General features: G+C 72.0%; 24 protein-coding genes. 10 read left to right on the top strand and 14 right to left on the bottom strand.

Annotation, left to right across the window (positions count from 1 at the left end; all coding sequences use genetic code 11):
• Nucleotides 1-121: 121 nt before the first annotated feature.
• On the bottom strand, nucleotides 122-661 hold the full coding sequence (locus tag ABH929_RS13645) for a gluconokinase (RefSeq protein WP_404561613.1): 540 nt from the start codon (nucleotides 659-661) through the stop codon (nucleotides 122-124).
• A gap of 112 nt (nucleotides 662-773) precedes the next feature.
• On the opposite strand from ABH929_RS13645, the gene gndA reads away from it, so the two are divergent.
• Nucleotides 774-2,231, top strand: a complete 1,458-nt coding sequence (gene gndA, locus ABH929_RS13650) for an NADP-dependent phosphogluconate dehydrogenase (RefSeq protein WP_404561614.1) — start codon at nucleotides 774-776, stop codon at nucleotides 2,229-2,231.
• A 78-nt stretch (nucleotides 2,232-2,309) separates the two neighbouring features.
• Here the strand turns inward: gndA and ABH929_RS13655 are convergent, their stop codons facing one another.
• Nucleotides 2,310-2,954 (bottom strand): hypothetical protein, encoded by a 645-nt coding sequence (locus ABH929_RS13655; RefSeq protein ID WP_263089500.1) that lies wholly within the window; start codon nucleotides 2,952-2,954, stop codon nucleotides 2,310-2,312.
• A gap of 170 nt (nucleotides 2,955-3,124) precedes the next feature.
• Between ABH929_RS13655 and ABH929_RS13660 the strand changes: the two genes are divergently transcribed.
• Nucleotides 3,125-4,750, top strand: coding sequence for a molybdopterin-dependent oxidoreductase (locus ABH929_RS13660; protein WP_404561615.1), 1,626 nt, complete (start codon nucleotides 3,125-3,127; stop codon nucleotides 4,748-4,750).
• Between the two features lie 171 nt (nucleotides 4,751-4,921).
• On the opposite strand, the gene ABH929_RS13665 is transcribed toward ABH929_RS13660, so the two are convergent.
• The 10 genes from ABH929_RS13665 to ABH929_RS13710 all read right to left on the bottom strand — a co-directional run bounded on the left by ABH929_RS13665 (nucleotide 4,922) and on the right by ABH929_RS13710 (nucleotide 16,650).
• Entirely contained in the window at nucleotides 4,922-5,701 is a 780-nt protein-coding gene (locus ABH929_RS13665; protein ID WP_404561616.1) for a putative protein N(5)-glutamine methyltransferase, read from the bottom strand.
• Nucleotides 5,702-5,775: 74 nt separating this feature from the next.
• On the bottom strand, nucleotides 5,776-6,753 hold the full coding sequence (locus ABH929_RS13670) for a ribose-phosphate diphosphokinase (RefSeq protein WP_111084848.1): 978 nt from the start codon (nucleotides 6,751-6,753) through the stop codon (nucleotides 5,776-5,778).
• 61 nt (nucleotides 6,754-6,814) lie between these two features.
• Nucleotides 6,815-8,242 (bottom strand): bifunctional UDP-N-acetylglucosamine diphosphorylase/glucosamine-1-phosphate N-acetyltransferase GlmU, encoded by a 1,428-nt coding sequence (glmU, locus tag ABH929_RS13675; RefSeq protein ID WP_404561617.1) that lies wholly within the window; start codon nucleotides 8,240-8,242, stop codon nucleotides 6,815-6,817.
• 195 nt (nucleotides 8,243-8,437) lie between these two features.
• Nucleotides 8,438-9,820, bottom strand: a complete 1,383-nt coding sequence (locus tag ABH929_RS13680; RefSeq protein ID WP_404561618.1) for an MFS transporter — start codon at nucleotides 9,818-9,820, stop codon at nucleotides 8,438-8,440.
• A 205-nt stretch (nucleotides 9,821-10,025) separates the two neighbouring features.
• Nucleotides 10,026-11,063 (bottom strand): NAD(P)-dependent alcohol dehydrogenase, encoded by a 1,038-nt coding sequence (locus ABH929_RS13685; RefSeq protein WP_205464049.1) that lies wholly within the window; start codon nucleotides 11,061-11,063, stop codon nucleotides 10,026-10,028.
• Nucleotides 11,060-12,397 (bottom strand): ROK family protein, encoded by a 1,338-nt coding sequence (locus ABH929_RS13690; protein WP_404561619.1) that lies wholly within the window; start codon nucleotides 12,395-12,397, stop codon nucleotides 11,060-11,062. Before ABH929_RS13690 ends, ABH929_RS13685 begins: the two co-directional genes overlap by 4 nt.
• Before the next feature lie 147 nt (nucleotides 12,398-12,544).
• Complete coding sequence (locus ABH929_RS13695) at nucleotides 12,545-13,597, bottom strand: sugar phosphate isomerase/epimerase (RefSeq protein ID WP_263089509.1); 1,053 nt, start codon at nucleotides 13,595-13,597, stop codon at nucleotides 12,545-12,547.
• A 70-nt stretch (nucleotides 13,598-13,667) separates the two neighbouring features.
• On the bottom strand, nucleotides 13,668-14,768 hold the full coding sequence (locus ABH929_RS13700; protein ID WP_404561620.1) for a Gfo/Idh/MocA family protein: 1,101 nt from the start codon (nucleotides 14,766-14,768) through the stop codon (nucleotides 13,668-13,670).
• Nucleotides 14,765-15,472 carry a ThuA domain-containing protein gene (locus ABH929_RS13705; RefSeq protein WP_404561621.1) on the bottom strand — a complete coding sequence of 236 codons (708 nt, stop codon included), beginning with the start codon at nucleotides 15,470-15,472 and terminating at the stop codon, nucleotides 14,765-14,767. Before ABH929_RS13705 ends, ABH929_RS13700 begins: the two co-directional genes overlap by 4 nt.
• On the bottom strand, nucleotides 15,469-16,650 hold the full coding sequence (locus ABH929_RS13710) for a Gfo/Idh/MocA family protein (RefSeq protein WP_404561622.1): 1,182 nt from the start codon (nucleotides 16,648-16,650) through the stop codon (nucleotides 15,469-15,471). The genes ABH929_RS13705 and ABH929_RS13710 overlap by 4 nt, the downstream gene beginning before the upstream one ends.
• 97 nt (nucleotides 16,651-16,747) lie before the next feature.
• Here ABH929_RS13710 and xylA point away from each other — a divergent pair, with 97 nt between their 5' ends.
• Genes xylA through ABH929_RS13725 form a run of 3 tightly spaced genes read left to right on the top strand, consistent with a single transcriptional unit; the run spans nucleotide 16,748 to nucleotide 20,443 of the window.
• On the top strand, nucleotides 16,748-17,938 hold the full coding sequence (gene xylA, locus ABH929_RS13715) for a xylose isomerase (RefSeq protein WP_263089514.1): 1,191 nt from the start codon (nucleotides 16,748-16,750) through the stop codon (nucleotides 17,936-17,938).
• Nucleotides 17,939-17,950: 12 nt separating this feature from the next.
• A complete protein-coding gene (locus tag ABH929_RS13720) occupies nucleotides 17,951-19,420 on the top strand; it encodes a xylulokinase (RefSeq protein WP_404561623.1) in 1,470 nt (489 codons plus the stop codon).
• Between the two features lie 12 nt (nucleotides 19,421-19,432).
• On the top strand, nucleotides 19,433-20,443 hold the full coding sequence (locus ABH929_RS13725) for an acetylxylan esterase (RefSeq protein ID WP_404561624.1): 1,011 nt from the start codon (nucleotides 19,433-19,435) through the stop codon (nucleotides 20,441-20,443).
• A 67-nt stretch (nucleotides 20,444-20,510) separates the two neighbouring features.
• Here the strand turns inward: ABH929_RS13725 and ABH929_RS13730 are convergent, their stop codons facing one another.
• Together ABH929_RS13730 and ABH929_RS13735 are read right to left on the bottom strand one after the other, a co-directional pair.
• Nucleotides 20,511-21,485 carry an endonuclease/exonuclease/phosphatase family protein gene (locus ABH929_RS13730; protein WP_404561625.1) on the bottom strand — a complete coding sequence of 325 codons (975 nt, stop codon included), beginning with the start codon at nucleotides 21,483-21,485 and terminating at the stop codon, nucleotides 20,511-20,513.
• Between the two features lie 87 nt (nucleotides 21,486-21,572).
• A complete protein-coding gene (locus ABH929_RS13735; RefSeq protein WP_263089518.1) occupies nucleotides 21,573-22,523 on the bottom strand; it encodes a helix-turn-helix domain-containing protein in 951 nt (316 codons plus the stop codon).
• Nucleotides 22,524-22,777: 254 nt separating this feature from the next.
• Between ABH929_RS13735 and ABH929_RS13740 the strand changes: the two genes are divergently transcribed.
• The 5 genes from ABH929_RS13740 to ABH929_RS13760 all read left to right on the top strand — a co-directional run bounded on the left by ABH929_RS13740 (nucleotide 22,778) and on the right by ABH929_RS13760 (nucleotide 26,568).
• The gene (locus ABH929_RS13740) at nucleotides 22,778-22,999 is read left to right on the top strand and encodes a hypothetical protein (protein ID WP_205464040.1); all 222 of its coding nucleotides are present in this window, start codon (nucleotides 22,778-22,780) and stop codon (nucleotides 22,997-22,999) included.
• A gap of 81 nt (nucleotides 23,000-23,080) precedes the next feature.
• Complete coding sequence (locus ABH929_RS13745) at nucleotides 23,081-23,242, top strand: hypothetical protein (RefSeq protein ID WP_205464039.1); 162 nt, start codon at nucleotides 23,081-23,083, stop codon at nucleotides 23,240-23,242.
• Between the two features lie 19 nt (nucleotides 23,243-23,261).
• Nucleotides 23,262-23,858: a TetR/AcrR family transcriptional regulator gene (locus ABH929_RS13750; RefSeq protein WP_404561626.1), complete on the top strand. Its 597-nt coding sequence runs from the start codon at nucleotides 23,262-23,264 to the stop codon at nucleotides 23,856-23,858.
• Nucleotides 23,859-23,907: 49 nt separating this feature from the next.
• Complete coding sequence (locus ABH929_RS13755) at nucleotides 23,908-25,530, top strand: long-chain fatty acid--CoA ligase (RefSeq protein WP_404561627.1); 1,623 nt, start codon at nucleotides 23,908-23,910, stop codon at nucleotides 25,528-25,530.
• Nucleotides 25,531-25,542: 12 nt separating this feature from the next.
• A complete protein-coding gene (locus ABH929_RS13760; protein WP_404561628.1) occupies nucleotides 25,543-26,568 on the top strand; it encodes a glycosyl hydrolase family 18 protein in 1,026 nt (341 codons plus the stop codon).
• The last annotated feature ends 32 nt before the right edge of the window (nucleotides 26,569-26,600 follow it).

Genomic DNA, 26,600 nt, shown 5'->3' on the forward strand with positions numbered 1-26,600 from the left:
CACGGTGCGAGGATCGTCGCCCGGCGCGAGGTGGGCGGTTCCGTGCTGGGTTGCCGCGCGGCACGGAGCGATCAAGGTCGCACGGGCCGACCGGAGTTGCACCGTGCGGCGCGCGAGCAGTTCAGGCGGAGGTGACGACGAGCGCAGCCACGATGTCCCGCACCGTGTCGTCGACCGGCCCGTCGATGGAGACGTCGACGGCAGCCTCATCGAGCTGCGGCCGTTCGAGCGTCGCGAACTGGGAGTCGAGCAGCGACGACGGCATGTACTCGTGGTGCCGGTGCGCCTGCCGCTCGGCGATGAGGTCGTGCGAGCCGTCCAGGAACGCGATGACGAGGCCGGGCGCCGACTGCCGGAGCCGGTCGCGGTAGACGCGCTTGAGGGCCGAGTTGGCCATCACGCAGCGGCTTCCGGACGCCTCGACCGCGGCGATGCGCGCGGCGCAGGCGTCGAGCCACGGCCACCGGTCCTCGTCGGTGAGCGGGATGCCCTGCCGCATCTTCTCCTTGTTCGCGCCCGGGTGCAGGTCGTCGGCGTCGACGAACACGGCCGGCTGGCCCTGCTCGGCGAGGGCGTCGGCGAGCGCCTGCCCGATCGTGGACTTGCCGGAACCGGAGACGCCCATGACGAGGACGGGTGGGAGGACAGCGGTGTCGGTCATCCCTCCACAGTATTGACGGGGTGGACAGTCATCCCCAGTTGCCGTAACACCCGTGCGATCCCGAGCCGCGGACCGTAGGTTGGTGGCGAACGTCAGGACAAAGGAGACCTTCGTGGCAGACAACAACGGACAGGCGAACATCGGCGTGGTCGGTCTGGCGGTGATGGGGTCGAACCTCGCGCGCAACCTCGCGTCGCGTGAGGGCAACACGGTCGCGGTGTACAACCGCACCTACGCCCGCACCGAAGAACTCATCAAGGAGCACGGTGACGCCGGCTTCATCGCGTCCGAGTCGATCGACGACTTCGTCGCCTCGCTGTCCAAGCCGCGCACCGCCATCATCATGGTGCAGGCCGGCAAGGGCACCGACGCCGTGATCTCGCAGCTCACCGAGAAGTTCGAGGAAGGCGACATCATCGTCGACGGCGGCAACGCCAACTTCCACGACACGATCCGGCGTGAGCACGACCTGCGCGAGAAGGGTCTCAACTTCGTCGGCACCGGCATCTCCGGTGGTGAAGAGGGCGCGCTCAAGGGCCCGTCGATCATGCCCGGCGGCTCCGCCGAGGCATGGGAGACGCTCGGGCCCATCTTGAAGTCGATCGCAGCGGTCGCCGAGGGCGAGCCCTGTGTGACCCACATCGGCACCGACGGCGCCGGCCACTTCGTGAAGATGGTGCACAACGGCATCGAGTACGCCGACATGCAGCTCATCGCCGAGTCCTACGACCTGCTCCGCCGAGTCGGCGGGCTCTCCGTCGAGGACCTGGTCAAGGTGTTCCAGGAGTGGAACGGCGGCGACCTCGAGTCCTACCTGATCGAGATCACGGTCGAGGTCCTGAAGCAGCGCGACGCCGACTCCGGCAATCCCCTCGTCGACGTCATCCGCGACGAAGCCGGCTCCAAGGGCACCGGCGTCTGGACCGTGCAGAACGCGGTCGGGCTCGGCATCCCGGTCTCCGGCATCGGCGAAGCGGTGTTCGCCCGCGCGGTGTCGTCGAAGCCGTCGCAGCGTGCCGCGGTGCAGAAGGCGTTCCCGGACCGGCCCGACATCGCCGAGGTCCCCGACGGCTTCGAGGACGACGTCCGGGCGGCGCTCTACGCCTCGAAGGTCGTCGCCTACGCGCAGGGCTTCGACCTCATCATCGCCGGTGCCAAGGAGTACGGCTGGGACATCAACCTCGGCAACGTGGCGAAGATCTGGCGGGGTGGCTGCATCATCCGCGCCCAGTTCCTCAACCGCATCGTCGAGGCGTACGACAAGAACCCGGAGCTCGAGTCACTGCTCGTCGACCCGTACTTCGCGAACGCCGTGCAGGAGGGCGAAGCCGCCTGGCGCCGCATCGTCGGGATCGCCGCCGCGTCGGGGATCCCCGCACCGGGCTTCTCGTCGGCGCTGTCGTACTTCGACTCGCTCGCGTCCGAGCGGCTGCCCGCCTCGCTCATCCAGGGGCAGCGCGACTTCTTCGGTGCGCACACCTACCAGCGCATCGACAAGGACGGCACCTTCCACACGCTGTGGTCCGACGACGACCGTCGCGAGGTCGACCAGGAACCGTCCACCCACTAGACCGCGGCACGACCGCACCCTCGAAGGGCCCTGCCGATCGGCGGGGCCCTTCCCACGTCCGACCGCTGTGTGCTCGGTTCAGGCGACGATGCGCTCGCGCGCGAGGTCGGCGACGAGCCGGTCCAGCCGCTGCCCGCGGCCGAGCAACCGACGGGAGCCCGGAGCCGTCCGGACGAAGAAGGTCGCGACCGCCGGGGTGTCGTCCGGCCGGACGTAGTGGATCGCGACCGCGCACGCCCGACGGGCATCGGCGCGGTCACCGTCGCCGCGGACGTCCTCGATCCCGACGTGCACCACCCTGCTCCACCGGATCACGAGCAACCGCGTGGCCTTGCGGTCGTCGAGTTCCCACAGGGAGGCCTCGGTCGCCCCGAACGCCCAGGTCACGCGGGCACCGAGGCTCACCTCCGGCCGGACCTCGGCGATCGCGTCGCGCAGTTCGGTCGTCGGAGCCGCCGGCACGAGCCAGACCGTGGGGTCGATGCGGCGGATGGCGAGCGCGAGGGCCTCGTCAGCGTGCCGGCGTCGCACCGCAGCGGCACGGACGACCGCGACCACGATGACCGTGACACCCAGCGCGATCGCACCGAACTCGACGATCCCGAACCAGGACAGGTCGACGTCGGGCGCCGCCCCGACCACGATGATCCGTGCGGTGAGGAGTGCCGCCCAGATACCCACGATCACCCACCGCAGCGTGGACAGGCGCTGTGCAGCGGACATCGGTGTGCGGTCGGATCGGCGGGCGCGGCCGGGGCGCGGAACGGGATCTGGACGCCTCGGCACACCCCGATCCTCGCACGACCCGATCGGCAGGTGCTGGCCGGGGTCGGTGAACGACCGGGGAACCGCACGCACAGCCGACGAGCGGCCGGGCGACCTACGCTCGGGCGGTGACCACCGAACGCACCACGGACGTCCCGACGCCGGACGACCCATCGACGGACGAACGCCCGGCCGGAGCCCCGCTCCGCCGGCCCGCGGTCCTCGCAGCGGCCGTCGGTCTCGTGGCCGCCGCCGCCTTCCTCGGGATCGCCGAGTTCGGAGCGCTGCTCCTCGGTGGTGCCGGCAGCCCGTTGGTGGCCGTCGGATCAGCGGTGATCGACCTCGCACCGGCCGGGGCCAAGAACCTGATGGTCGCCCTGTTCGGCACCGGCGACAAGGTCGCACTCTTCGCGCTCATGACCGTCATCGTCGCCGCGATCAGCGCCGGGGCCGGGGTCCTCGAGCGCGCCCGGCCGCCCTTCGGGGCACTCGTCTTCGCCGTCGGCGGCGTGCTCGCACTCATCGCGGTGAGCACTCGTTCCGGCAGCGGCACGTTCGACGGCGCTCCCACCGTGTTCGGTGTGGCAGCCGCCGTGATCACCCTGCGGCTGCTGCTCCGCCGGCTCCGGCGCTGGGAGGCCGCAGCGGCCGTCCCGTCGGCGTCACCGCGACCTGCCTCGACCGAGCGCCGCGCGTTCCTGGTCTGGGGCGTCGCGACCGCAACGGTCGCGGTCGTGGTGGGCACGGCCTCCCGGGTGGGGTCGTCCGCGATGCAGGCGGTCGCCGCTGCCCGACGAGCCGTGCGCCTGCCCGCGGCGGCGACGCCCGCACCGGCCGTACCGGGCGGTGCCTCGCTCGACGTCGACGGGATCACGCCGTACGTCACACCGAACGCCGACTTCTACCGGATCGACACCGCGCTGCGCGTCCCCTCGATCGACCCGGCCGACTGGAGCCTGCGCATCCACGGCGCCGTCGAGAACGAGGTGACGCTCACGTGGGACGAGCTGCTGGCCCTGCCGCTGGAAGAGCACATGGCCACTCTGAGCTGCGTGTCCAACGAGGTCGGCGGCGACCTGATCGGGAACGCGCTCTGGCTCGGGTACCCGATCCGGGAGCTGCTGGCCCGCGCGAAGCCGACCGGGGACGCCGACATGGTGCTGTCCCGCAGCATCGACGGGTTCACCGCAGGCACGCCGTTGGACGTCCTGCAGGACGAGGGCACCGAGGCGCTGCTCGCCATCGGCATGAACGGCGAACCGCTGCCCACCGAGCACGGGTTCCCGGCGCGGATGGTCGTGCCCGGGCTGTTCGGGTACGTGTCGGCGACGAAGTGGGTGACCGAGATGGAGGTCACGCGCTTCGCCGATGCGCAGGGCTACTGGACGCCGCGAGGATGGTCGGAACGCGGGCCCGTGAAGCTCGAGTCGCGCATCGACACCCCGCGGAACGGGACGAGCGTGACCGTCGGCGAGCAGGTCGCCATCGCCGGGGTCGCCTGGCAGCCGCACACCGGGGTGAAGGCCGTGCAGGTCCGGGTCGGCTCGGGTGCGTGGCAGCAGGCGGAACTCGCCGAGTCGGTGTCTGCGGACACCTGGCGCCAGTGGGTGCTGCGCTGGACGCCGACCGCGGGGTCGCACCGGATCGAGGTCCGCGCGGTGAGCGCCGACGGCGAGGTGCAGACGAGCGTCGAGCGGCCGCCCGCGCCGAACGGGGCCTCGGGCTGGGCGTCGGTCACGGTCGACGCGAAGTAGCGCGGGCGTCGGGGTCGGGTCGGGGCCGCGCGGCACGCCGTCTGCTGATCGCCGAGGTTCCGAGATCTCGGCATGTCGAGCGCTGGAAACGGCCGTCTGTGCGACCTCGGCGGAAGTGAGCGGCATGTCGCGACCGGTCGGCGAACCAGACGCCGGCCGAACACGTGCAGGTCAGGCGGGGAGCGTCGCGACGACGCAGGTGCCGTCGACCTCGTCGTCCTGCTCGACGACAGCAGTGAACCCGGCGGCCAGGAACGCCGCGACCGAGGCATCCGCCTGCGCCACGGACACCTCGATCACGACCGAACCACCCGGGCGCAGCCACTCCCCCGCTCCCGCGGCGATCCGCCGGTGCAGGTCGAGGCCGTCCGCCCCACCGTCGAGGGCGACGCGGTGCTCGTGCTCCCGCGCTTCGACCGGCATGAGCGCGATCGACGCCGTCGGGACGTAGGGGGCGTTCACCGCGATGACGTCGACGGCGCCGCGGAACCGGTCCGGCAGCGGCGAGAACAGGTCACCGGCGACGACGATCCCGCGGTCGCCGATGTTCTCGGCCGCGACGTCGACGGCGTCCGGGTCGATGTCCGTCGCCACGAGGTCGAGTGCGCCGACCCGGCCGAACAACGCCACCGAGATCGCTCCGGCACCGCAGCACAGGTCGACCACGCGGTCGTAGCGCTGCAACCGACGGGCAGCCTGCTCGACGACGACAGCGGTCCGGGCACGCGGGACGAACACCCCGGGGGTCACCCGGATGCGGTGTCCGTCGAAGGCGGCCCAGCCGAGGACGTACTCGAGCGGCTCCCCGCCGAGGCGACGCTGGAGCAGGGAACGCAGCCGGACGGGGTCACCGGCGCCTGCTTCGAGCAGGAGGTCGGCTTCGTCCTCGGCGAAGACGCTCCCCGCGGCCCGGAGCCGGGCCGCGAGGGCGTCACGCGCGGGATGGGTCACCAACGTTCCGCAGACACGTCACGTCGACGAGACGGTGAGGCGCCGTCGGCTGTGCCCATGGTTCGACGGCTCCGCTACGCTGCGCCGTCGAACATCGACGTGACGGAGCCGTCGTCGAAGACCTCGTGGATGGCGCGGGCCAGGAGCGGGGCGATCGGGAGGATCTCGAGGCGGTCCCAGCGCTTCTCGACGGGAACCGGCAGGGTGTCGGTGACGACGACGCGGTCGATGAACTCGCTCTGCAGCAGCTCGGTGGCCGGGTCGGAGAACACGGCGTGGGTCGCGGCGACGACGACGCCGATCGCGCCGGCCTCCTTCAGCGCCTCAGCTGCCTTGGCGATCGTGCGCCCGGTGTCGATCAGGTCGTCGACGAGCAGGCACCAGCGGCCGGAGACGTCGCCGACGATCTCGTGGACCGTGACCTGGTTCGGGACCAGCGGGTCGCGACGCTTGTGGATGATGGCGAGGGGCGCGCCGAGCTTCTCGGACCAGATGTCGGCGACGCGGACGCGGCCCATGTCGGGCGACACGACCGTCAGCATCGACGGGTCGAGGATCTCGCGGAAGTGCTCGAGCAGCACCGGCATGGCGAAGAGGTGGTCGACGGGGCCGTCGAAGAAGCCCTGGATCTGGGCGGCGTGCAGGTCGACGCTCATGATGCGGTGCGCGCCGGCGGCCTTGAACAGGTCGGCGACGAGGCGGGCCGAGATCGGCTCGCGGCCGCGGCCCTTCTTGTCCTGACGGGCGTACGGGTAGAACGGCGCGACGACGGTGATGCGCTTGGCCGAGGCCCGCTTCAGCGCGTCGACGATGATGAGCTGCTCCATGAGCCACTCGTTGATCGGCGCCGTGTGCGACTGGATGACGAACGCGTCGCACCCGCGGACCGACTCGTCGAACCGGACGTACAGCTCACCGTTCGCGAAGGTCCGGGCATCGGTGGGGACCAGGTCGACACCGAGTTCCTCTGCGATCTCGGCGGAGAGCGCCGGGTGTGCTCGCCCCGAGACGAGGACGAGTCGTTTCTGGCCGGTTGTCTTGATTCCGGACAAGTGCGGTGCTCACTCCCTGACCCGCGTGGGGTCGATGTCGACGACCGGTGGTCGCCAGGATCTATTCGCCGTTCGCGTGCCGAGCAGCCTCGGCCGCCGGTGTGCCGGGTCGGTGTTCCTCGACCCATCCGTCGGTGTTGCGCTGTGGGGCGTAGCTGATCGCGAGCGATCCGGCCGGGACGTCCTTGCGGACCGTCGTTCCGGCACCCGTGTACGCACCGTCACCAATCCTAACCGGGGCGACGAACACGTTGTGCGAGCCTGTACGAACGTGCGAGCCGACCTCGGTGCGGTGCTTGTGCACGCCGTCGTAGTTGGCGGTGATCGTGTTCGCACCGATGTTCGAGTCCTCGCCCACCTCGGCGTCGCCCATGTACGACAGGTGCGGGACCTTGCTGCCGCGCCCGATCTTCGCGTTCTTCGTCTCGACGAAGGTGCCGATCTTGCCATGGTCGCCCAGGATCGTGCCCGGACGCAGGTACGCGAACGGCCCCACCGACGCACCGTCACCGATCACGGCGAGGGTGGCGTCGACCCGGTTCACCGTCGCGCCGGCACCGACCTCGGTGTCGCGCAGCGTGGTGTCCGGCCCGACGACGGCACCGGCGGCGATCGCGGTCGCGCCGAGGAGCTGGGTGCCGGGCAGGACCTCGGCGTCCGGTTCGATCGAGACGTCGAGGTCGATCCAGGTGGTGGCCGGGTCCTGCACGGTGACGCCGGCGAGCTGGTGCCGGCGGACGATGCGGGCGTTGAGCTCGCGGGCGGCGTCGGACAGCTGCGCGCGGTCGTTGATGCCGGCGACGAGCCACGGGTCCGTCAGGGTGACCACGTCGATGCGCCCGCCTCGCGCACTGATCAGCGCAGGGGCGTCGGTGATGTACTTCTCGCCCTGCGCGTTCGCCGTGGTGAGCGACGGCAGGACAGCCCGGAGACGCGTGACGTCGAACGCGTAGATGCCCGCGTTCGCCTCGGCGATGGCCAGCTGTTCGGCTGTCGCGTCCTTGTGCTCGACGACGCCGACGAACGCGCCGTCAGCATCCCGCACGATCCGACCGAGGCCGGTCGGGTCGGGGGCGATCGCGCTGACGAAGGTCGCACCGTTTCCCCCGCCTGCGTGGGCGTCGACGAGCAGGCGGAGCGACGCCGCGTCGAGCAACGGGACGTCGCCGGAGAGCACCACGACGGCTCCGTCGAAGTCGGCGGGGAGCGCCTGGACCGCGACCTCGACCGCGCGGCCGGTGCCGGGGACGTCGTCCTGGTCGACGACGATGGCGTCGGGCGCACGCTCGGTGATCTCCGCTGCGACCAGGTCGCGCTCGTGCCGCACGACCACGGCCACGTGCTCCGGCCCGAGGGACGACGCCGTCCGCAGGACGTGCGCGATGAGCGGCAGCCCGGCGAGCCGGTGCAGCACCTTGGGGGTGGACGACTTCATGCGCGTGCCCTGCCCGGCGGCGAGGACGACGACGGCGATGCGCTGGTCGGTCATGGGTCCATCCTGGCGCACCGGCACTGCGGAGTCCGGTGGAACCGCGGCCCTGTGCAGAACCGTGCGCACAACCGCACCGGTGACGTTCCTTCCCATCAACCTCGGGATGGAAAGCGGGATCGGGCATGCCTGGCCGGAACAAACGATCAGCTACGCCCGAAACGACCAGCTACACCCACACAGCTACACCCACACCTACGCACGCCCCACCCGCGGCTCGGGCTTCACGAACGCCATGAGCACCAGCCCCACGACGAGCACCACCACGATCCCGAGGATCCCGAAGCGCGTCGAGCCGCCGACCGTCACCGCGACACCGAACAGCGCCGGGGCCAGGAACGACGCCGCCCGGCCGGTGGTGGCGTAGAGGCCGAAGAGCTCGCCCTCGCGGCCGGGGGTCGCCAGCCGCGCCAGGTACGCCCGCGACGACGACTGCACGGGCCCGACGAACAGCGCCAGGGTCAGCCCGAGCACCCAGAACCACTCCGTCCGAGTACCGACCGCCAGCACGCCGAGCCCGCAGGCAGCGAGTCCGATCAGCGACACCATGATGAGCGCGCGCGAGCCGAAGCGGTCGTCGAGCCGTCCGGACACGAAGGTGGCGACGCCGGCGACGACGTTCGCGGCGATGGCGAACAGGATGACCTGCGAGGCGGTGAAGCCGAACACCTGCGCCGCGATGATCCCGCCGAAGGTGAACACCGCCCCGACACCGTCGCGGAACACCGCGCTGGCGACCAGGAACGCGAGCACGTTCCGCCGCTCGCGCCAGAGCCGGGCGATGTCCCGACCCAGGTCGCGGTAGGCACCGAACACGCCGCCGGTGTGCCGGCGGTCGGGCGCGGCCTCGGGCACGACGATGAAGAGCGGGATCGAGCTGACCGCGAGCCACACGGCGGCGATGCCGATCGCGACGCGGACGTCCCACTGCCCGGTCGCGACGGTGGCCGGTAGCTGCAGCAGTCCGCCGACGACGCCGTCGCCGCGGAAGTCCTGGATGCACAGCACGAGCAGCAGTACGAGCAGCACGATGCCGCCGAAGTACCCGGCCGCCCACCCGATCGCGGACACCCGTCCGGTGCGCTCCCCCGAGGCGATCTGCCCGATCATGGCGTTGTAGCCCACGCTCGCGATCTCGTACGCGACCGTCCCGATGCCGAGCAGCGCCGCTCCGAGCACCAGGTACGGCTGGCTCGGTGCGACGAAGACCATCCCGCCGATGGACAGCACGATGCCGATCGTGGCGATGAGGACGGACCGGCGGCGGTGCCCGGACGAGTCCGCCAGGCGCCCGATCGCAGGTGCCACGAGCGCGACGACGATGCCGGCGATCGTCAGGGCCGTGGAGACCACCGCGGCGTTGTGAGCGAGTTCACGTTCCACCAACGCCGTGCCCGCGGCGGAGGTGTCGGACACCTTCGCCGGGTCGACGAACGCCCGGCTGGCCAGGTACGTGCTGAACACGAACGTGGTGACGACGGCGTTGAACGCCGCGGACCCCCAGTCCCACAGCGCCCAGGACACGAGCGCGCGCCGGTCGGTGCGCTGCGGCACGACGGCGGCCGGTGAAGCGGTCATGCGCGAACCGTAGCGCGTCCCGGTGACGCACCGGTGGCCCCGTTCCGGGTCACGTGCCGGACTGGGCCCACGCCGCCGGTTCCGGGCCGACGCGCCAGCGGCGGGTCGGCCGTGCCGGTGGGGGGAGGCCCGTGGCGGCCTGGCCACGGGCCTCCCGTCCGCCCTGTGCGGTGTCCAGGACCCGGCGCGCGTCGCGCACGTCGGCTCAGGCGGGGACGCCGCCGGGGTAGACGACCGACTTGAGGGACTCCGGGTCGGTGTCGCTCTCGAGTGCCTCGCGGACCTCGTCGAGGCCGAACCGACCCGTCACGAGCGAGTCGAGGTCGATCTGCCCTGACGCGACCAGGCCGATCGCGACGGGCCACGTGCCGGTGTAGCGGAAGATGCCGGTGACCGTGACCTCGAGGTTCTGGATGTGCTCGACGGGCAGGGTCATCTCGGAGTTGCCGAGCCCGACGAGCACCGCGGCGCCGGCCGGTCCGACGGCCTTGATGCCGTCGGACACGGCACGGGGAGCACCACTGGCGTCGATGAACGCGTCGACCGGGGCGATGTCCGAGGCGACGGACACCACGGTCGGGTCGACGACCTCGGTGGCGCCGTAGTGCAACGCGCGCTCCCGGCGCTCGGGGACCAGGTCGCTGATGACGATCCGGGTGGCGCCGAAGGCCCGCGCGGCCTGGGCGCAGATGATCCCGATCGGACCGGCACCGGCGATGAGGACCGAGGAGCCGGGGACGATGCCGGCCTTGCGGACCGCGGCGATCCCGACGGACAGCGGTTCGAGCAGGGCGCCGGCCTCGAACGAGACGGAGTCGGGCAGGACGTGGGCGAACTCGGCCTCGATCGTGACGAACTCGGCGAAGGCACCGTCGACCGGTGGGGTCGCGTAGAAGCGCATGTGCGGGCAGAGGTTGTAGCGGCCGGCCAGGCACTGCGCGCACCGGTGGCACGGGCGCTGCGGTTCGACGGCGACGCGCTCGCCGACGCGGGCGGGGTCGACGCCAGCGCCGACGGCGGTGATCGTGCCGGACAGCTCGTGACCGAGGACGAGGGGCTCCTCGACGACGAAGTCCCCGATGCGGCCGTGGCGGTAGTAGTGCACGTCGGAGCCGCACACCCCGACGGCGGCGACCCGGACGAGCACGTCGCCCGGGTCGACCTCCGGGACTGGACGGTCCTCGACGGTCAGGTCCTGGGTCCCGAGCAGCACGCTGGTGCGCTGGCGCTGGATGGAGGTCATGGGGTTCTCGCTTCCTCGGCCGCGTCGTCGCGGTCGGACGTGTGGGTGGTGGAGCGGTCGGACGTGTGGGTGGTGGAGCGGTCGGACGTGTGGGTGGTGGAGCGGTCGGACGTGTGGGTGGTCGTGGAGTCGGCTGGAGCGGGCCTCGGGACGAGCCGGGCCGCCGTCGGGTCGCGCAGCAGGTCGCGGAACCCGAGTTCGGCGGCGCCGCGGAGCAGGACGTCCCGCCCGAGGGCTGCCGGCACGACGCGCAGCCGGTCGGTCATCGCGGCCATCGTCTGCGCCCGGACGTCGTTCTCGACGCGGTCCCCGACGTGTCCGAGCAACGTGCTGAGGAACCCGCCGAGGACCACGACCTCGGGGTTGACGGTGTGGATCGCGTTGCGGAGCGCGGTGGCGAGGGCCGTCACCTGACGGTCGACCACCCGCTCGACCTCGGGCCGGTGCTCGGCGAGCGCTGCGGCGAGCGCGTCGAGGTCGTCGGGCGGTGTCCCGGTGACGTCGGTGAGCGCCGACCGCGACGCCTCGGTCTCGAGGCACCCGATGGCGCCGCAGTGGCACCGGATGCCGTTCGCCGCCACGAAGGTGTGGCCGAGTTCCCCCGCGTACCCGTCGGCGCCGCTGAAGGGCCGCCCGGCGCTGACGATCCCGCCGCCGATTCCGCTCGCGCCGCCGTTCAGGTACACGAGGGCGTCGACTCCGCGGGCGCTGCCGTACAGGCGTTCGGCCCAGGCACCGAGGTTGGCGTCGTTCGCAGCCCGGACGGGCAGGCCGAGACGTGCAGCGAGCGGCACCGCGAGCGGTTCGTCGCGCCAGCCGAGGTGCGGGGCGTTGCGGACGGTGCCGTCCTCGACGCGCACGATGCCGGGGACGGCGACGCCGACGCCGACGATCCGGGCGCCTGGGGCTGTCCTCGCCCGCGCGGCGGTCCGGGTGCTCAGGACGTCGAAGATCCGTTCGACCGCGTCGATCGCCCGTTCTGCCGTCGGTACGGTGGCCTGCGGCTCGACGAGTCGGTCGCGCACGGTGCCGTCGAGGGCGACGAGGGTCACCCCGACCGCGTCGATCTCGACCGTGACGGCTGCGGCGAGCACGTCGCCGGACGCACGCACGACACCGCTCGGCCGTCCGACCCCGACGCCGGGGGCACCGGCGGACGGCATCTCCTCGAGCACGAGTCCGGCCTCGACGAGTTCGCCGACGAGCGCCAGGACCGTCGAACGGTTCAGGCCGGTGCGCCGGGTGAGTTCGGCGCGGGTGACCGGGCCTTCCTCGTGCACCAGGCGGAGGACGCGCGCGGCGTTGCCGGGTGTCGTGGTCGGTTGCCGGACCATGGGCCTCCTCGTCGGTCTGTTGGGCGGGTGCGTCGGTGGGTGGGCGGGTGGATGGGTGCCCGAGTCTCGCGCTGAGCGACAGTCCTCGCGCTCGCGGGCCCGCGAAGTGTCGCTCAGCCCGAGTCTCGGCCCCGGCTCAATCCCGGCTCAACCTCGCGACCGCGAGAACGCGGCGTCGAACGAGGCCGACGGCGGTGCGATCGTGCCGAGCTGCCGCACGAACGCCAGCGCCTCGGGTCCTCCGACGAGGCGGTCCATGCCGGCGTCCTCCCACTCGACGCTGGTCGGTCCGGTGTACCCGATGTGGTTCAGCACGCGGAACACGCGCTCCCACGGCACGTCACCGTGTCCGGCGGTCACGAAGTCCCAGCCGCGGCGCGGGTCGCCCCACGGCAGGTGCGAGCCGAGCCGGCCGTTGCGCCCGTCGAGCTGCTTCACCGACTCCTTGCAGTGCACGTGGTACACCCGGTCGGCGAAGTCGAGCAGGAACGCAGCGGGATCGAGGTCCTGCCAGACGAAGTGCGAGGGGTCGAAGTTGAACCCGAACGCCGGCCGGTCCGCGAAGAGCTCGAGGGTGCGCTCGGCGGTCCAGTAGTCGTACGCGATCTCGGACGGGTGCACCTCGAGCGCGAAGCGGACCCCGACCTCCTCGAACACGTCGATGATCGGCGACCAGCGGTCGTGGAAGTCCTGGTACCCGGCGTCGATCATGCTCGGCGGGACCGGCGGGAAGCCCGCGACGGTCTTCCAGATCGACGAGCCGGAGAACCCGGTGACGGTGTCGGCGCCGAGTGCCGCTGCGGCGCGCGCGGTCCACTGGAGTTCCTCGGCGGCACGCTGCCGGACGCCCTCGGCCTCGCCGTCGCCCCAGACGTGCGGCGGCAGGATGTCCTCGTGCCGCTGGTCGATGGGGTCGTCGCACACGGCCTGACCGACCAGGTGGTTCGCGATGGTCCAGACACGCAGTCCGTTGCGTTCCAGGATCGCCTTGCGCTCGGCGACGTACGACGGGTCCGTCGCGGCGCGCCGGACGTCCAGGTGGTCGCCCCAGCAGGCGATCTCGAGTCCGTCGTACCCCCAGTCGCCGGCGAGCCGGGCGACCTCCTCGAAGGGCAGGTCGGCCCACTGTCCGGTGAACAGCGTGACCGGCCGGGAGGCCCGGGTCGGCTCCGCCTGGTCGCTCGCGTCCGTCGTCGTCATCGTCGTCGTCCTTCCGTGCGGTGGTCGAGGTGGGTGCTGTGGTCGAGGTCCGTGCTGTGGTCGACGTCCGTCACCACGACCCGGGTGCGGACCCGGCGGAGACGGCGGCGGGGCGGTCGACGCGCGAGTGCACGTCGACGACCGCGTGGTCGCGGGCCGCGGCCGAGACGGCCTCCATGATCTCGAGCACGTGGAACGCGAGATCGCCCGAGGCCCGGTGCGGACGGTCCGTGGCGATCGCGTGCGCCAGGTCGGCGAGCCCGTACCCGCGACCGGCGTCGGCGTACCCGGCGGAGACCGGCAGCTCTCGCCACTCGCGGTCGTCCGCGGTGGCGATCGACACCGGGTCCGAGAACCGGTTCGGGTCCGGGACGCCGAGGGTGCCGGCGGTGCCGTACACCTCGAAGAGCGGTGCGCGGGTCGCCCACACCTCGAACGAGACGGTGACGGTCGAGACGACGCCGTTCTCGTGCTCGAGGATCGCGACCACGTGGGTGTCGATGTCGACCGGGATCGCCGTGCCGGCGTTCGGTCCGGTCGCGACGGTCCGCTCGCGGGTGGAGCGGGTGGCACTGCCGCTCACCCGGACGACCGGTCCGAAGAAGGTGACGAGGCTGGTCAGGTAGTACGGGCCCATGTCGAGCAGCGGGCCGCCACCGGGCTGGTAGTAGAACGCGGGTGCCGGGTGCCAGAGCTCGTGGCCGGGGGCGCTCCAGGCGACGGCCGCGCCGACCGGGGTGCCGATCAGGCCGTCGTCGATGGCGGCCCGAGCGGTCTGGATGCCGGTGCCGAGCACGGTGTCCGGGGCGCTGCCGACCCGCAGGCCCGCGGTCCGGGCGGCCTCGAGCACCGGTTCGGCCTCGGCCGTGGACATCGCCAGGGGCTTCTCGCCGTAGACGTGCTTGCCCGCGGCGAGCGCCCGGGTCGCGACGTCGGCGTGGGCGGCGGGGATCGTCAGGTTGAGCACCACGTCGACGTCGTCGGCCGCGAGCAGCTCGTCGACGCTCGTGCCGCGCACGCCCTGTGCGGCGCCGACCGTCTGCGCCCGGCGGACGTCGAGGTCGGCGACCGCGACGGGCGACAGGCCGGGCAGGGCCGGGAAGTGCTCGAAGTACTGCTGGCTGATCACGCCGACGCCCACCACCCCGACGCGGAGTACGGGTTCGTTCATCGTGCTGCCCACAGGAGGCCCCTCTCGATGATGGTGCGGAGTGGCTGCGACTCGACGACCTCGAGGCGGTGCCCGGGCGCGGAGACGAACACGCGGCCAGCACCCCACTGCCGTGTCCAGATCGCCGGTGCGGTGACCGGACGGTTCCAGGCGTCGAAGTCGCGCGCTTCCTGCGTGGTGGTCGCGAGGACGTCGTTGTACTCGTCGGACAGCACCCAGTACTGCTCGGTGACGAGGTCGAAGTCCTCGATGCCCTGCGTGATCGGGTGCGATCGTCCGAGGTCGGTGAGGTGCACCGTGTACGGGATGTAGTTGTCGGACTGCTCCCCGACGCGCTCGTCGGGGTGCTTGCCGGCGTGGTGGGCGAACTGGCCGCCGACCATGTGCAGGTAGTCGGCGGTGTTCCGGAACGCGTCCGCGATCCCGCCGTGCCAGCCGGCCAGTCCGGCGCCGCCCAGGACCGCGCGCTGCAGCCCGGCGAACTCGTCGTCGGCGATGGTCGACATGGTGACGACCTGCACGATCAGGTCGACCTCGGCCATGACGGACTCGTCGGCGTAGACGGCCGTCGAGTCCGACACCCGGACGGCGAACCCGTTGTCACGCAGGAACGGGACGAACAGGTCGGTGGTCTCGACGGGCTGGTGGCCGTCCCAGCCCCCGCGGACGACGAGCGCCTGGCGTGTGCCGTCGGCGGCGGTCACGAGGTCGCCGTCCAGCTGCTGCCGTCGGCAGCGCTGCGTTCGACGGCGTCGAGCACCCGCTGCACGTGCAGGCCGTCCTCGAACGAGGGCGCCGGGTCGGTGCCGGCCACGATCGCGTCGACGAAGTCCTTCACCTGGTGGCTGAAGGTGTGCTCGTACCCGATGAGGTGTCCGGTGGGCCACCACGCCGCCATGTAGGGGTGCTCGGGTTCGGTGACCAGGATGCGGCGGAAGCCCTGCTCCCCCGCGGGTGCCGACGACTCGTACAGCCGCAGTTCGTTCATGGACTCGAGGTCGAACTGGATCGCTCCCTCGGACCCGCTGATCTCGAGCGTCAGGCCGTTCTTCCGGCCGGTCGCGTAGCGCGTGGCCTCGAACGTGCCGATCGCACCATCGGCCGCACCGCCGCCGAGTCGGGCGGTGAAGAACGCGGCGTCGTCGACGGTGACCTGCCCGCGCTCGCTCGACGCCGTGCCGGAGAGTCCGACGCCGTCGGCGAGCAGGGGGCGCTCGGTCACGAAGGTCTCGAGCAGACCCGACACCCGGGTGAGCTCGGCGCCGGTGACGTGCTCGACGAGGTCGATCGCGTGCGCGCCGATGTCGCCGAGCGCACCGGAGCCGGCGAGCTCCTTGTCGAGGCGCCAGGTCATCGGGCCGTCCGCGTCGGCGAGCCAGTCCTGCAGGTAGAGCGCGCGGACCTGGCGCACGGTGCCGATCCGGCCGTCCTGCACGAGCTGTCGGGCGAAGGCGATGGCCGGCACCCGGCGGTAGCTGAACCCGACCATGGCGCGGACCCCGTGCGCCCGGGCGGCTGCGGCAGCGGCGGTCATCGCCTCGGCCTGTTCGACGGTGTTGGCGAGCGGCTTCTCGCACAGGACGTGCTTACCGGCCTCGAGCGCGGCGATCGCGATCTCGACGTGCGACGACCCGGGCGACACGATGTCGACGACGTCGATGTCCGGGTCGGCCACGACGGCGCGCCAGTCGGTCGACGCCGACTGCCAGCCGTACTGCACACGAGCGGCCTCGGTGCGTTCCGGGTCGCGCCCGACGATCACCGCCATCTCGGGTTCGACCCCGAGGTCGAAGAACCTGGGGGCGGTCCGCCATGCCTGTGAGTGCGCGGCTCCCATGAAGCCGTGCCCCACCATGGCGATCCGCAGTCGTTCCTGTGCCATCCGCTCGCTCCTTTGCGATCACGTCCTTGCCACAGCCAACACTACCGCTTATGTTGGGCGCGGCAACATTTTGTTTCGACGACGAACGGTGACCACCATGGCAACGACGCCCACCCGTGCAGACAAGTTCTCCTTCGGTCTCTGGACCATCGGCTACAACGGCTCCGACCCCTTCGGCGGGCCGACCCGCCCGGCCCTCGACGTGGTCGAGGCGGTCGAGAAGCTCGACGAGCTCGGCGCCTACGGCCTGACCTTCCACGACGACGACCTGTTCGCGTTCGGCTCGACCGACGCCGAACGGCAGACGCAGATCGACCGCCTCAAGGGTGCGCTCGACGCCACCGGCCTCATCGTGCCGATGGTGACGACGAACCTGTTCTCCGCACCCGTGTTCAAGGACGGCGGCTTCACCTCCAACGACCGGCAGGTCCGCCGCTTCGCGCTCCGCAAGGTCCTGCGCAACATCGACCTCGCCGCCGAGCTCGGTGCGTCGACCTTCGTGATGTGGGGCGGCCGCGAAGGCTCCGAGTACGACAGCGCGAAGGACGTGCAGGCCGCACTCGAGCGCTACCGCGAGGCCGTCAACCTGCTCGCCGACTACGTCACCGACAAGGGCTACGGCATCCGCTTCGCCATCGAGCCGAAGCCGAACGAGCCCCGCGGCGACATCCTCCTGCCGACCCTCGGCCACGCGATCGCCTTCACCGAGACGCTCGAGCGCCCCGAGCTGTTCGGCATCAACCCCGAGGTCGGCCACGAGCAGATGGCGGGCCTGAACTTCACGGCCGGCATCGCCCAGGCGCTCTACCAGGGCAAGCTCTTCCACATCGACCTCAACGGTCAGCGCGGCATCAAGTACGACCAGGACCTGGTGTTCGGACACGGCGACCTGCAGAACGCGTTCTCGCTCGTCGACCTGCTCGAGCACGGTTCGCCGCAGGGCGGCCAGGCCTACGACGGCCCGCGCCACTTCGACTACAAGCCGAGCCGCACCGAGGACATCACCGGCGTCTGGGACTCGGCGGCCGCGAACATGCGCATGTACCTGCTCCTCAAGGAGCGTGCGCAGGCCTTCCGCGCCGACCCCGAGGTGCAGGCCGCACTCGAGGCCTCGAAGGTCGGGGAGCTCAGCACGCCGACCCTGAACGACGGCGAGTCCTACGACGCCTTCCTGTCCGACCGCTCGGCCTACGAGGACTTCGACGCCGACGCGTACTTCGGCGGCAAGGGCTTCGGCTTCGTCCGGCTGCAGCAGCTCGCCATCGAGCACCTGCTCGGCGCGCGCTGACAGGCTGCGGGGATGACACAGCTCGTCGCCGGCGTCGACTCGTCGACCCAGTCCTGCAAGGTCACGATCCGCGACGCGGCGACGGGTGCCGTCGTCCGTGAGGGACGTGCCGCCCACCCGGACGGCACGTCCGTCGACCCCCGCCACTGGTGGGACGCCCTCGGCACCGCGGTCGCGGACGCCGGCGGGCTCACCGACGTCGGCGCCGTCGCGATCGCCGGGCAGCAGCACGGCATGGTCGCGCTCGACGCCGACGGTCACGTGGTCCGCGACGCCCTGCTCTGGAACGACGTGCGCAGTGCGGGTGCGGCCGCGCAGATGGTCGAGGAGATCGGACGGGAATCCTGGGTCGCCCGCACGGGTCTGGTCCCGGTGGCATCGTTCACCGGTACCAAGCTGCGGTGGCTCCGCGACGCCGAGCCGGACAACGCCGGCCGCGTCGCAGCTGTCGCGCTCCCCCACGACTGGTTGTCGTGGCGGCTGCGCGGGTACGGCCCGGCCGACGCCAGTCCGCTCGGCCCCGATCTGGACGCACTCGCCACCGACGCCTCGGATGCCAGCGGCACGGCCTACTGGGACCCCGTGCGCCGGGAGTACGACCCGGAGCTGTTCGAACTCGCGCTCGGTCGACCGATGCGCGTCGCCGGCTCCGAGCCGACCGCGGACACGGTCGTCGTGCCGCGAGTGGTCGCCCACGACGAGGCGATGGGGACGCTCGCCGTCGACGTCACGCTGCCGCACAGCGCGGCCGCGCCGGCCGGACTGGTCGTGGGCGCCGGACTCGGCGACAACGCCGGTGCGGCGCTCGGCCTCGGGCTCGCCCCCGGGGACATCGCGGTGTCCCTGGGGACCAGCGGGACCGTCTTCGGCGTCACCGCGACCGAGGTCCTGGACCCGAGCGGGACCGTGGCGGGCTTCGCCGACGGGACCGGGTCGCGCCTCCCGATCGTCACGACGCTCAACGCAGCCCGCGTGCTCGAGGTGATCGGCGGCCTGCTCGGCGTGGACCACGCCGCGCTCGGCGAGCTGGCGCTGCAGGCGCCGGCCGGGGCCGACGGCCTCGTGCTGGTGCCGTACTTCGTCGGCGAGCGCACGCCCAACCGGCCGGACGCGACCGCGTCACTGCTCGGGATGACCCCGGGTACGACCGACCGACCGCACCTGGCGCGCGCCGCGGTGGAGGGCATGCTCTGTGCCCTGGCCGACGGACTCGCCGCGGTCGAGGGCACCGGCGTGACCGTGTCGCGACTGCTGCTCATCGGCGGGGCCGCGCGGAACGACGCCGTCCGGACCGTCGCCGCGCAGGTGTTCGGACGCGACGTGCTCATCCCGGAACCGGGCGAGTACGTGGCGTCCGGGGCTGCGCGTCAGGCAGCCTGGGCGTTGACCGGCGCGCTGCCGTCGTGGGACATCGCGACGACGACCGTGCCGGCGGACCCGCACCCCGAGGTGCTCGAGCAGTACCGCGCCGCGGCGCGCTGACCGAGGAGACCCATGGCACGCACCGACCTCCCGCTCGACGAACTCCGTCGGCACCGACCCGACGTCCGGCGACCGGCCGACTTCGACGCGTTCTGGGCGGACACGATCACCGCGGCCCGGACGGCCGGAGCGGGGACGGCTCCCGTCCTCGCTCCGGCCGACACCCCCGTGACCGGACTCGTCGTCGAGGACCTGACGTTCCCGGGGTTCGCCGGCGATCCGGTGCGCGCCTGGGTCTCGCGACCGCTGGCCGGTCGTGACACCGCGCTGCCCGTCGTGGTCGAGTTCCTCGGCTACGGCGGCGGCCGCGGGCGCCCCGGCGAACGCGTGCACTGGGCCCTCGCCGGGTACGTGCACGTCGTCATGGACACCCGTGGCCAGGGCAGCGGGTGGGCCGGTGGCGACACCCCCGATCCGCACGGCTCCGGACCGCACGCGAGCGGGTGGATGACGAGCGGCATCGGATCCCCCGCGGACCACTACTACCGCCGGGTGTACACCGACGCCGTCCGCCTGGTGGACGCCGTGCGGACGCTGCCCGGTGTCGACCCGGGGCGCATCGCCCTGACCGGCGGCAGCCAGGGCGGCGGCATCGCCATCGCCGCAGCTGCTCTGGTCGAGGCCCACGTCGGACCGATCTCCGCGGTGCTGCCCGACGTCGCGTTCCTGTGCGACTGGGAGAACGGCACGGACGTCGCCGTCGGCGGCCCGTACCTGGAGATCGCGACCTACCTGTCCGTCCACCGCGACGCAGCCGACACGGTCTGGGACACCGCGGCGTACTTCGACGGGGTGAACCACGCCGCCGGCATCACCGCCCCGGCGCTGTTCTCCGTGGCCCTGATGGACGACGTCGTGCCGCCGCGCACGACCTTCGCCGCCTTCAACGCGCTCGGGTCGACCGGCGCGCTCGGCCCGGACGATCGCCAGATCGAGGTCTACCCGTACAACGGGCACGAGGGCGGCGGCTTCCGGCACTGGGAACGCCAGGTGGCGTTCCTGCGGTCACGGGGTGTGGTCTGACCCGTGCAGCGTTCCTGAACCGTCTCCGATCCCACCGGTGCGGCCGACCGCGGCGCGAGCGAGCGGCTCACCAGGCCCGCACACCGATGACCGTGATGGTCGGTCGGTGCCGAGCTCCTGACCCGTCCTCGGTCCTGACGACCGTCCACGACCGCACCGCGCCCGCCGCCGGGCTCACCAGGGTGTGGTCGAGCGGCATCGCGAGCGCCGGGACGACCGAGGTGGGCCAGGTCCCGAGGCCTGCCGCGTGCACGGTCGACGCGGCGTCCTGACAGGATCCGAGTCCGCCGCCACCGAACGCGTCCACCGATGCGTTGAAGTCCCCGGCGACGATGACGTCGGCATCGTCCGCGCACCGCCGCCGCACCCAGTCGAGGTCCGCACGCCACCCCGCGAGTCCGCGCAGGAGGGGCTGCGGTGCGTGCACTGCGAGGATCACGGGGCCTCCGGGAACCGACACGACCAGGGTCTTCACGGGGTCGATGCCCGGGTGCATCGTGGCCTGCGCGGCGAGGTCGTCCCGGACGAGCACGGCGACCTGCGCGCCGGGCTCGGCGAACACGCGCATCGGTCCGCTACCGGATCCCATCGCGGCGGCGACGGCCTCGGCGGCGGCGGACGAGCCGGCATCGGGCAGCACGACCACGTCGGCACGGCCCGCCGAGGCTGCGCGCCCGATCGCGGTGGGCCCGACGAGACCGCCGTTCGTGTTCCACTCGAACACGCGGAGGCCGCCCGCCACGTGCGGCGGACCGGCGTCGAAGCCCCTCGTCTCGAGGACCGCACCGTTGGCTCCCGCGAGGGCGACGAGCACGGCACCGACCGCGAAGGCCATGACACGCGACCGGCGCCGCGCGACGCCGAGGACGATCAGCACCACGGCTGCGACGACGACGCAGACGGACACCACCGCGCGTGCGGGCAGCACCGCCGCGAGCACCGGCGCGCGGGCGATCCCGAGCCACGGGGCGAAGACGAACGCGCTGCCGAGCACCACCACCCCGGAGACGACGACGGGGGCGACGGCTCGGCGGATCAGCACGGTCTCACGGTGCCGTGTCGGGGTGGTAGGACGCCCCCGATCGTGTGTCGGAGCTCTCAGGGACGCATCCGCGGGCGCCGACCGAGGTCAGGCCCGCCGCACCGTGTCCCGGGGGTACTCGCCGTGGCGCTCGAGGTAGGCGGCCGAGAACCGACCAGCGTGGGCGAACCCCCACTGCCGGGCGACGTCGGCGATGCTCGTCCCCGCCGGGTCGGCGTGCAGGAGCTCGTCGCGCACGCGGTCGAGACGGACCCCGCGCAGGTACCCGTTCGGGCTCACCCCGAGCTGCCGCTGGAACGCCTGCTGCAGAGCACGCAGGCTCAGGGAGGCCACCTCGGCCAGGTCGGTGCTCGTGATCGGCAGGTGGGCGTGCTCGTGCACGTACTCGACGGCCCGGCGGATGTGCGCGTTGCGCGGAAGCAGGAGTTCGTCCGGCAGCGTGGCCGAGACGACCGGGTACAGCTCGAGCAGCGCCAGCGCCCCCAGCCGGCCCATCTCCGCCTGCAACAGCGGTGAGACCTGCCGATCGAGCACCGTGTGCGAGATGAGCTTGACCGTGTTCCGCCACATCGTCACCGCCCGGTCGTCGGGTTGCACGGTGTGGTCGAGCTGCACGCCGCCCGACGCCGCACCGCGCTCGCCCGCGACCTCCTCGAGCGATGCCCGGTTGATCTGGACGAGACGCTGGTCGTAGTCCTGGTACGTGAACGCGGCGCCGTCCTGCGGCCACAGCTGCGGCCGGCCCACGGCGCTCACGAGACGGTCGTCGCCCTCGCCGATGAAGCCGGTGCCCCGGGTGATCCACTGCACGACGAAGTCGTCCGACGGCGTCATGACGCCGTCCAGGTGCCCGTCGAACCGGATCGCGCGCAACGTCATCGTCGAGTCACCGACCGCCGAGTACCGGAAGGTGAACGGCTGCGCGGTCGTCTCGGCGCGCCACTCGGAGGCGTCGTACGCCCCGACCAGGAAGTCGCGTGCTTCGTCGACGTCGGCGGACCGGACGTCGTCCTGCACGCGAGCTCGTTCGTCTGTCATCGGTTCACCGAGTGCAGTGTGACGGACGCAGGGCCGCCCGTCCGCACCACTGTCCGAGAAGCGCTCCCCGCGCCCGCCGACGCGTGGACCGGATGTGCACGGCGACGGGACGATGTCCGGATTTCGACCGCCGGGCCACTGCCGACATCCGCGATCCGTCGAGTCATCGGTCCTGGCGCACACCGACGGACTTCCTGCTCGTACGGTCGTCTCATCCAGCGGCATCGGGCCGCTCAGGAGAACACGAGGACGACATGACCACCGTGACCGCAGCTCCGGTCCACCCGATCAGCGCCCCCGAGTACGCCTTCGAAGCGGCCTCGGCGCAGAGCCGACGGAACCGCCACCGTGGCACGTTCAGTGAACTCCGTGACGCGCAGCGTCAGCGCACCCTGCAGATCGCAGCGGTCACCACCGGCATCGTCTCGGTGAGCGTCCTCGCTTCCGCAGCCGCCGTGATCGGACTCTCCGCGTGATCCGGGACGGCGACGCCTTCGAGGACGTCCGTACCCAGGCCATCGACATGACCGCACTCTTCGCAGAACAGGAACGCCACGATGCTTGACCAGAGCACGCTCGAACAGCTCCGACAGAGCCCCCTCGAGTGGCGCCGGCGTGGGCTGACCCCACCCGCCGACCTCGACCAGATCGTCCAGGCCCGTCTCAGCGCGCACATGGGTCACGCGGACCCGTCCTACGCGGACTTCTTCGCAGCCTGACCCCCGACCCCACTTCCTCATGACGCTCCTCACACTCACGCCCCCGGCCATCGAGACGACCGCGCAGCGCACCGCATCCAAGGCCGCCGACGACCTCTTCACGGCGCACGGCGTGATCCCGGTGCGCTTCGAGGACGTCGCCGCGCACGCGGGCATGAGCGTGGACGAACTGACGGCGGCCTACCCGTCCAAGCAGGCGCTCGTGGTGGCGGTCCTGCGACGCTGGCACGGCGCGTGGCGTCGGGCCCTGGACCACATCGCCACCACCTCGGCGGATCCCCGTGACGAGATCCTCGGCATCTTCAGCTACCTGGAGGAGTGCTTCGCGGACGAGGGGTGGCGCGGCTGCGCGTTCATCAACGGACACGCCGAGCTCGGGCGGCAGGACGCGGAGATCGCCGCACTCGCGGCCGAGCACTTCCGCGACGTCGAGAGCCACCTCACGTTGCTCTGCACCCGTGCGGACATGCCGGCGCACATCGCCGAGACCCTGTCGCTGCTGGTCGAGGGCGCCCGAGTCGAGTCAGCCGTGCAGGGATCGGCGAAGCCCGCCCGGAGCGCGCGGCTCGGAGCGGCCATGATCATGTCGGTGTTCGAGGAGCGCACGACGTTCTGACCGCACGTATGATCCGGAGAACCACTCGTCACCGAAGACGGAGACCGGAATGACGCGCACCGAGCCCACCACCGCCGCCCACCACGGCACCCCCAGACCGACCCGGGCCACCGCCTCGGTCGCCGCGATCCTGGCCGAGTCCGCCGTGCGGTACCCGGACGACGTCGCCGTGATCGTCGGCGACCACCGCACCACCTACGCCGAACTGTGGTCCGAGACCCTCGCCTACGCCGGAGCGCTCCGCGCCCGCGGGGTCACCGAGGGATCGCGCGTCGCGATGCTCGTGCCGAACGTCGCGGACTTCGCCCGCGTCTACTACGCCACCCTCGCGCTCGGCGCCGTCGTCGTCCCCGTGCACGCGCTGCTCAAGCGGCGCGAGATCGAGTACCTGCTGCAGGACAGCGGCGCGATGCTGCTCGTCTGCGCTGCCCCGCTGCTGGCCGAGGGCGCAGCCGGTGCCGAACTCGCCGGCGTCGACGTCATCACCGTCCTCGCTCCGGCCGACCACGACGACCACGACGGCCCGGACCGCCTCGAGGCCCTGGCCGCGGCGGCCGAGCCCCTCGACACCTACGTCCCCCGCGACCCCTTCGACACGGCGACGATCCTGTACACGAGCGGGACCACCGGCAAGCCGAAGGGTGCCGAGGGCTCGCACTTCGCCCTGCTCGAACAGGTCAACACGAACCTGATGAGCACCTTCGACATGCACCGCGGCGACGTCCTGCTCGGGGCGCTCCCGCTGTTCCACACGTTCGGTCAGACCTGCACGATGAACACCGGGTTCCGCGCGGGCGCCACCATCGTGATGCTCCCGAAGTTCGACGGCGACGCAGCACTGTCGGCGATGGTCGAGCACGGCTGCGAGATCTTCATGGGGGTGCCGACGATGTACATGGCACTGCTCGACGCCGCGACCCGAGGCGACGCCAGACCGGACCTGCGCTACGCGATCTCGGGCGGCGCGTCGTTGCCGCTGGCCGTCCTCGAGCGGTTCCAGTCCGTGTTCGATGCGCCGATCCACGAGGGCTACGGACTGACCGAGACGTCGCCCGTGGCCACCTTCAACCACGTCGGTCGCGCGTCGCGACCGGGGACGATCGGGACGCCCGTGTGGGGTGTCGACGTCGAGATCGCCGACCCGGCCACGCCCGACGCGATCGTGCTGCTGCCGCACGGTGAGATCGGCGAGCTCGTCATCCGCGGCCACAACCTGATGAACGGGTACCTCGACCGCCCGGAGGACACCGACGCCGCGATCGTCGACGGGTGGTTCCGCACCGGTGACCTCGGCACGAAGGACGACGACGGGTACCTGACGATCGTCGACCGCACGAAGGACATGATCATCCGCAACGGCTACAACGTGTACCCGCGGCAGGTCGAAGAAGTGCTGGCGACGCACCCGGACGTCACCATGGCAGCGGTCTTCGGTGTGCCGCACGAGCTGCACGGCCAGGAGATCGAGGCTGCCGTGGTGCTCCGCGCCGGCGCGACCGTCACCCCCGACGAGCTCGTCCACTTCGTGTCCGACGAGATCGCGGCGTACAAGTTCCCGCGCGTGGTGCACGTGGTCGACGCCCTGCCCCTCGGACCGAGCGGCAAGGTCCTGAAGCGCACGCTGGTCGAGCAGTTCAGCACACCGGTCGACGCGGCGGCCGCTCCGGCCTGAGACACTCGGAGCGTGATCACCAGGCCGCGTTCCGCCCTCCTCGCCGTCGCCCTGACCGCGGGACTCGTCCTGACCGGGTGCACGGGCACCGCGAACGTCGCCGCGAACGACCGGACCACCACGGACTTCGACGTGACCGGCTTCCAACCCGAAGGCGCCGATCCGATGCTGATCGACACCAATGCCGCTGCCGTGGACGTCGTCGGCGTGGACGGCTTGCTGGTGAACCGGACCGGCACGCGCGTCACCGCACCGTCCCACGAGGCCAGGACCCAGCGCGACCGGGCGCACGCCCGCGGGCTCGCGGCGCAGCTGCTCGTCAGCAACTACGCCGACGGCGACTTCAGCGAACCGATCGCCCGGCGGATGCTCCGGTCGGCCGCCAACCGCGCGCACGTCGTCCGCTCCCTCGCGGCAGACGTGCAGACCGGTGGGTGGGACTCGGTCATGATCGACCTCGAGGCGCTGGATGCAGCCGACGCTCCCGGGCTCACCGCCTTCGCGCGGGAGCTCCGTACGGCGGTCGGCGACGACGTCCGGCTCGACATCGCCCTGTCGGCGTCGACGACCGCGGCTGGGTACGCGCGCACGGGGTACGACATCAGGGCACTCCGCGCTCCGCTGGACCACCTCACACTGATGGCCTACGACGAACACGGCCCGTGGGAGCCGGACGCGCCGGGGCCGGTCGGGTCGTTGCCGTGGGCGACGAAGTCCGCCAGGGCGCTCGCCACCCTCGCGCCCGCCGACCAGATCGTGCTCGGCGTCGCCGGGTACGGCTACCACTGGCAGGGGCCGCGACCGGCGGGGCAGCTGTCCGACGACCAGGCCCGTCGTCGCGTCCGGAAGGCCGGCACCACCCCGACCTGGAACGCGACAGCGGGCGAGTGGACGGCGACCCTGCCCAGCGGCGAGGTGCTGTGGTGGTCCGACGCGCGGTCGCTGCGCGAGCGCGTGGCCCTCGCCGAGCGGCTCGGCCTGACCGGGGTCGCCGTCTGGTCCCTGGACCTGTCCGACACGCTGGACACGGTGCACTGACGGCGACCGACGAGCGGACGGGAGGCCCGGTG

The organism is Curtobacterium sp. AB7, from assembly GCF_044909335.1.
Classification (GTDB): Bacteria; Actinomycetota; Actinomycetes; order Actinomycetales; family Microbacteriaceae; genus Curtobacterium.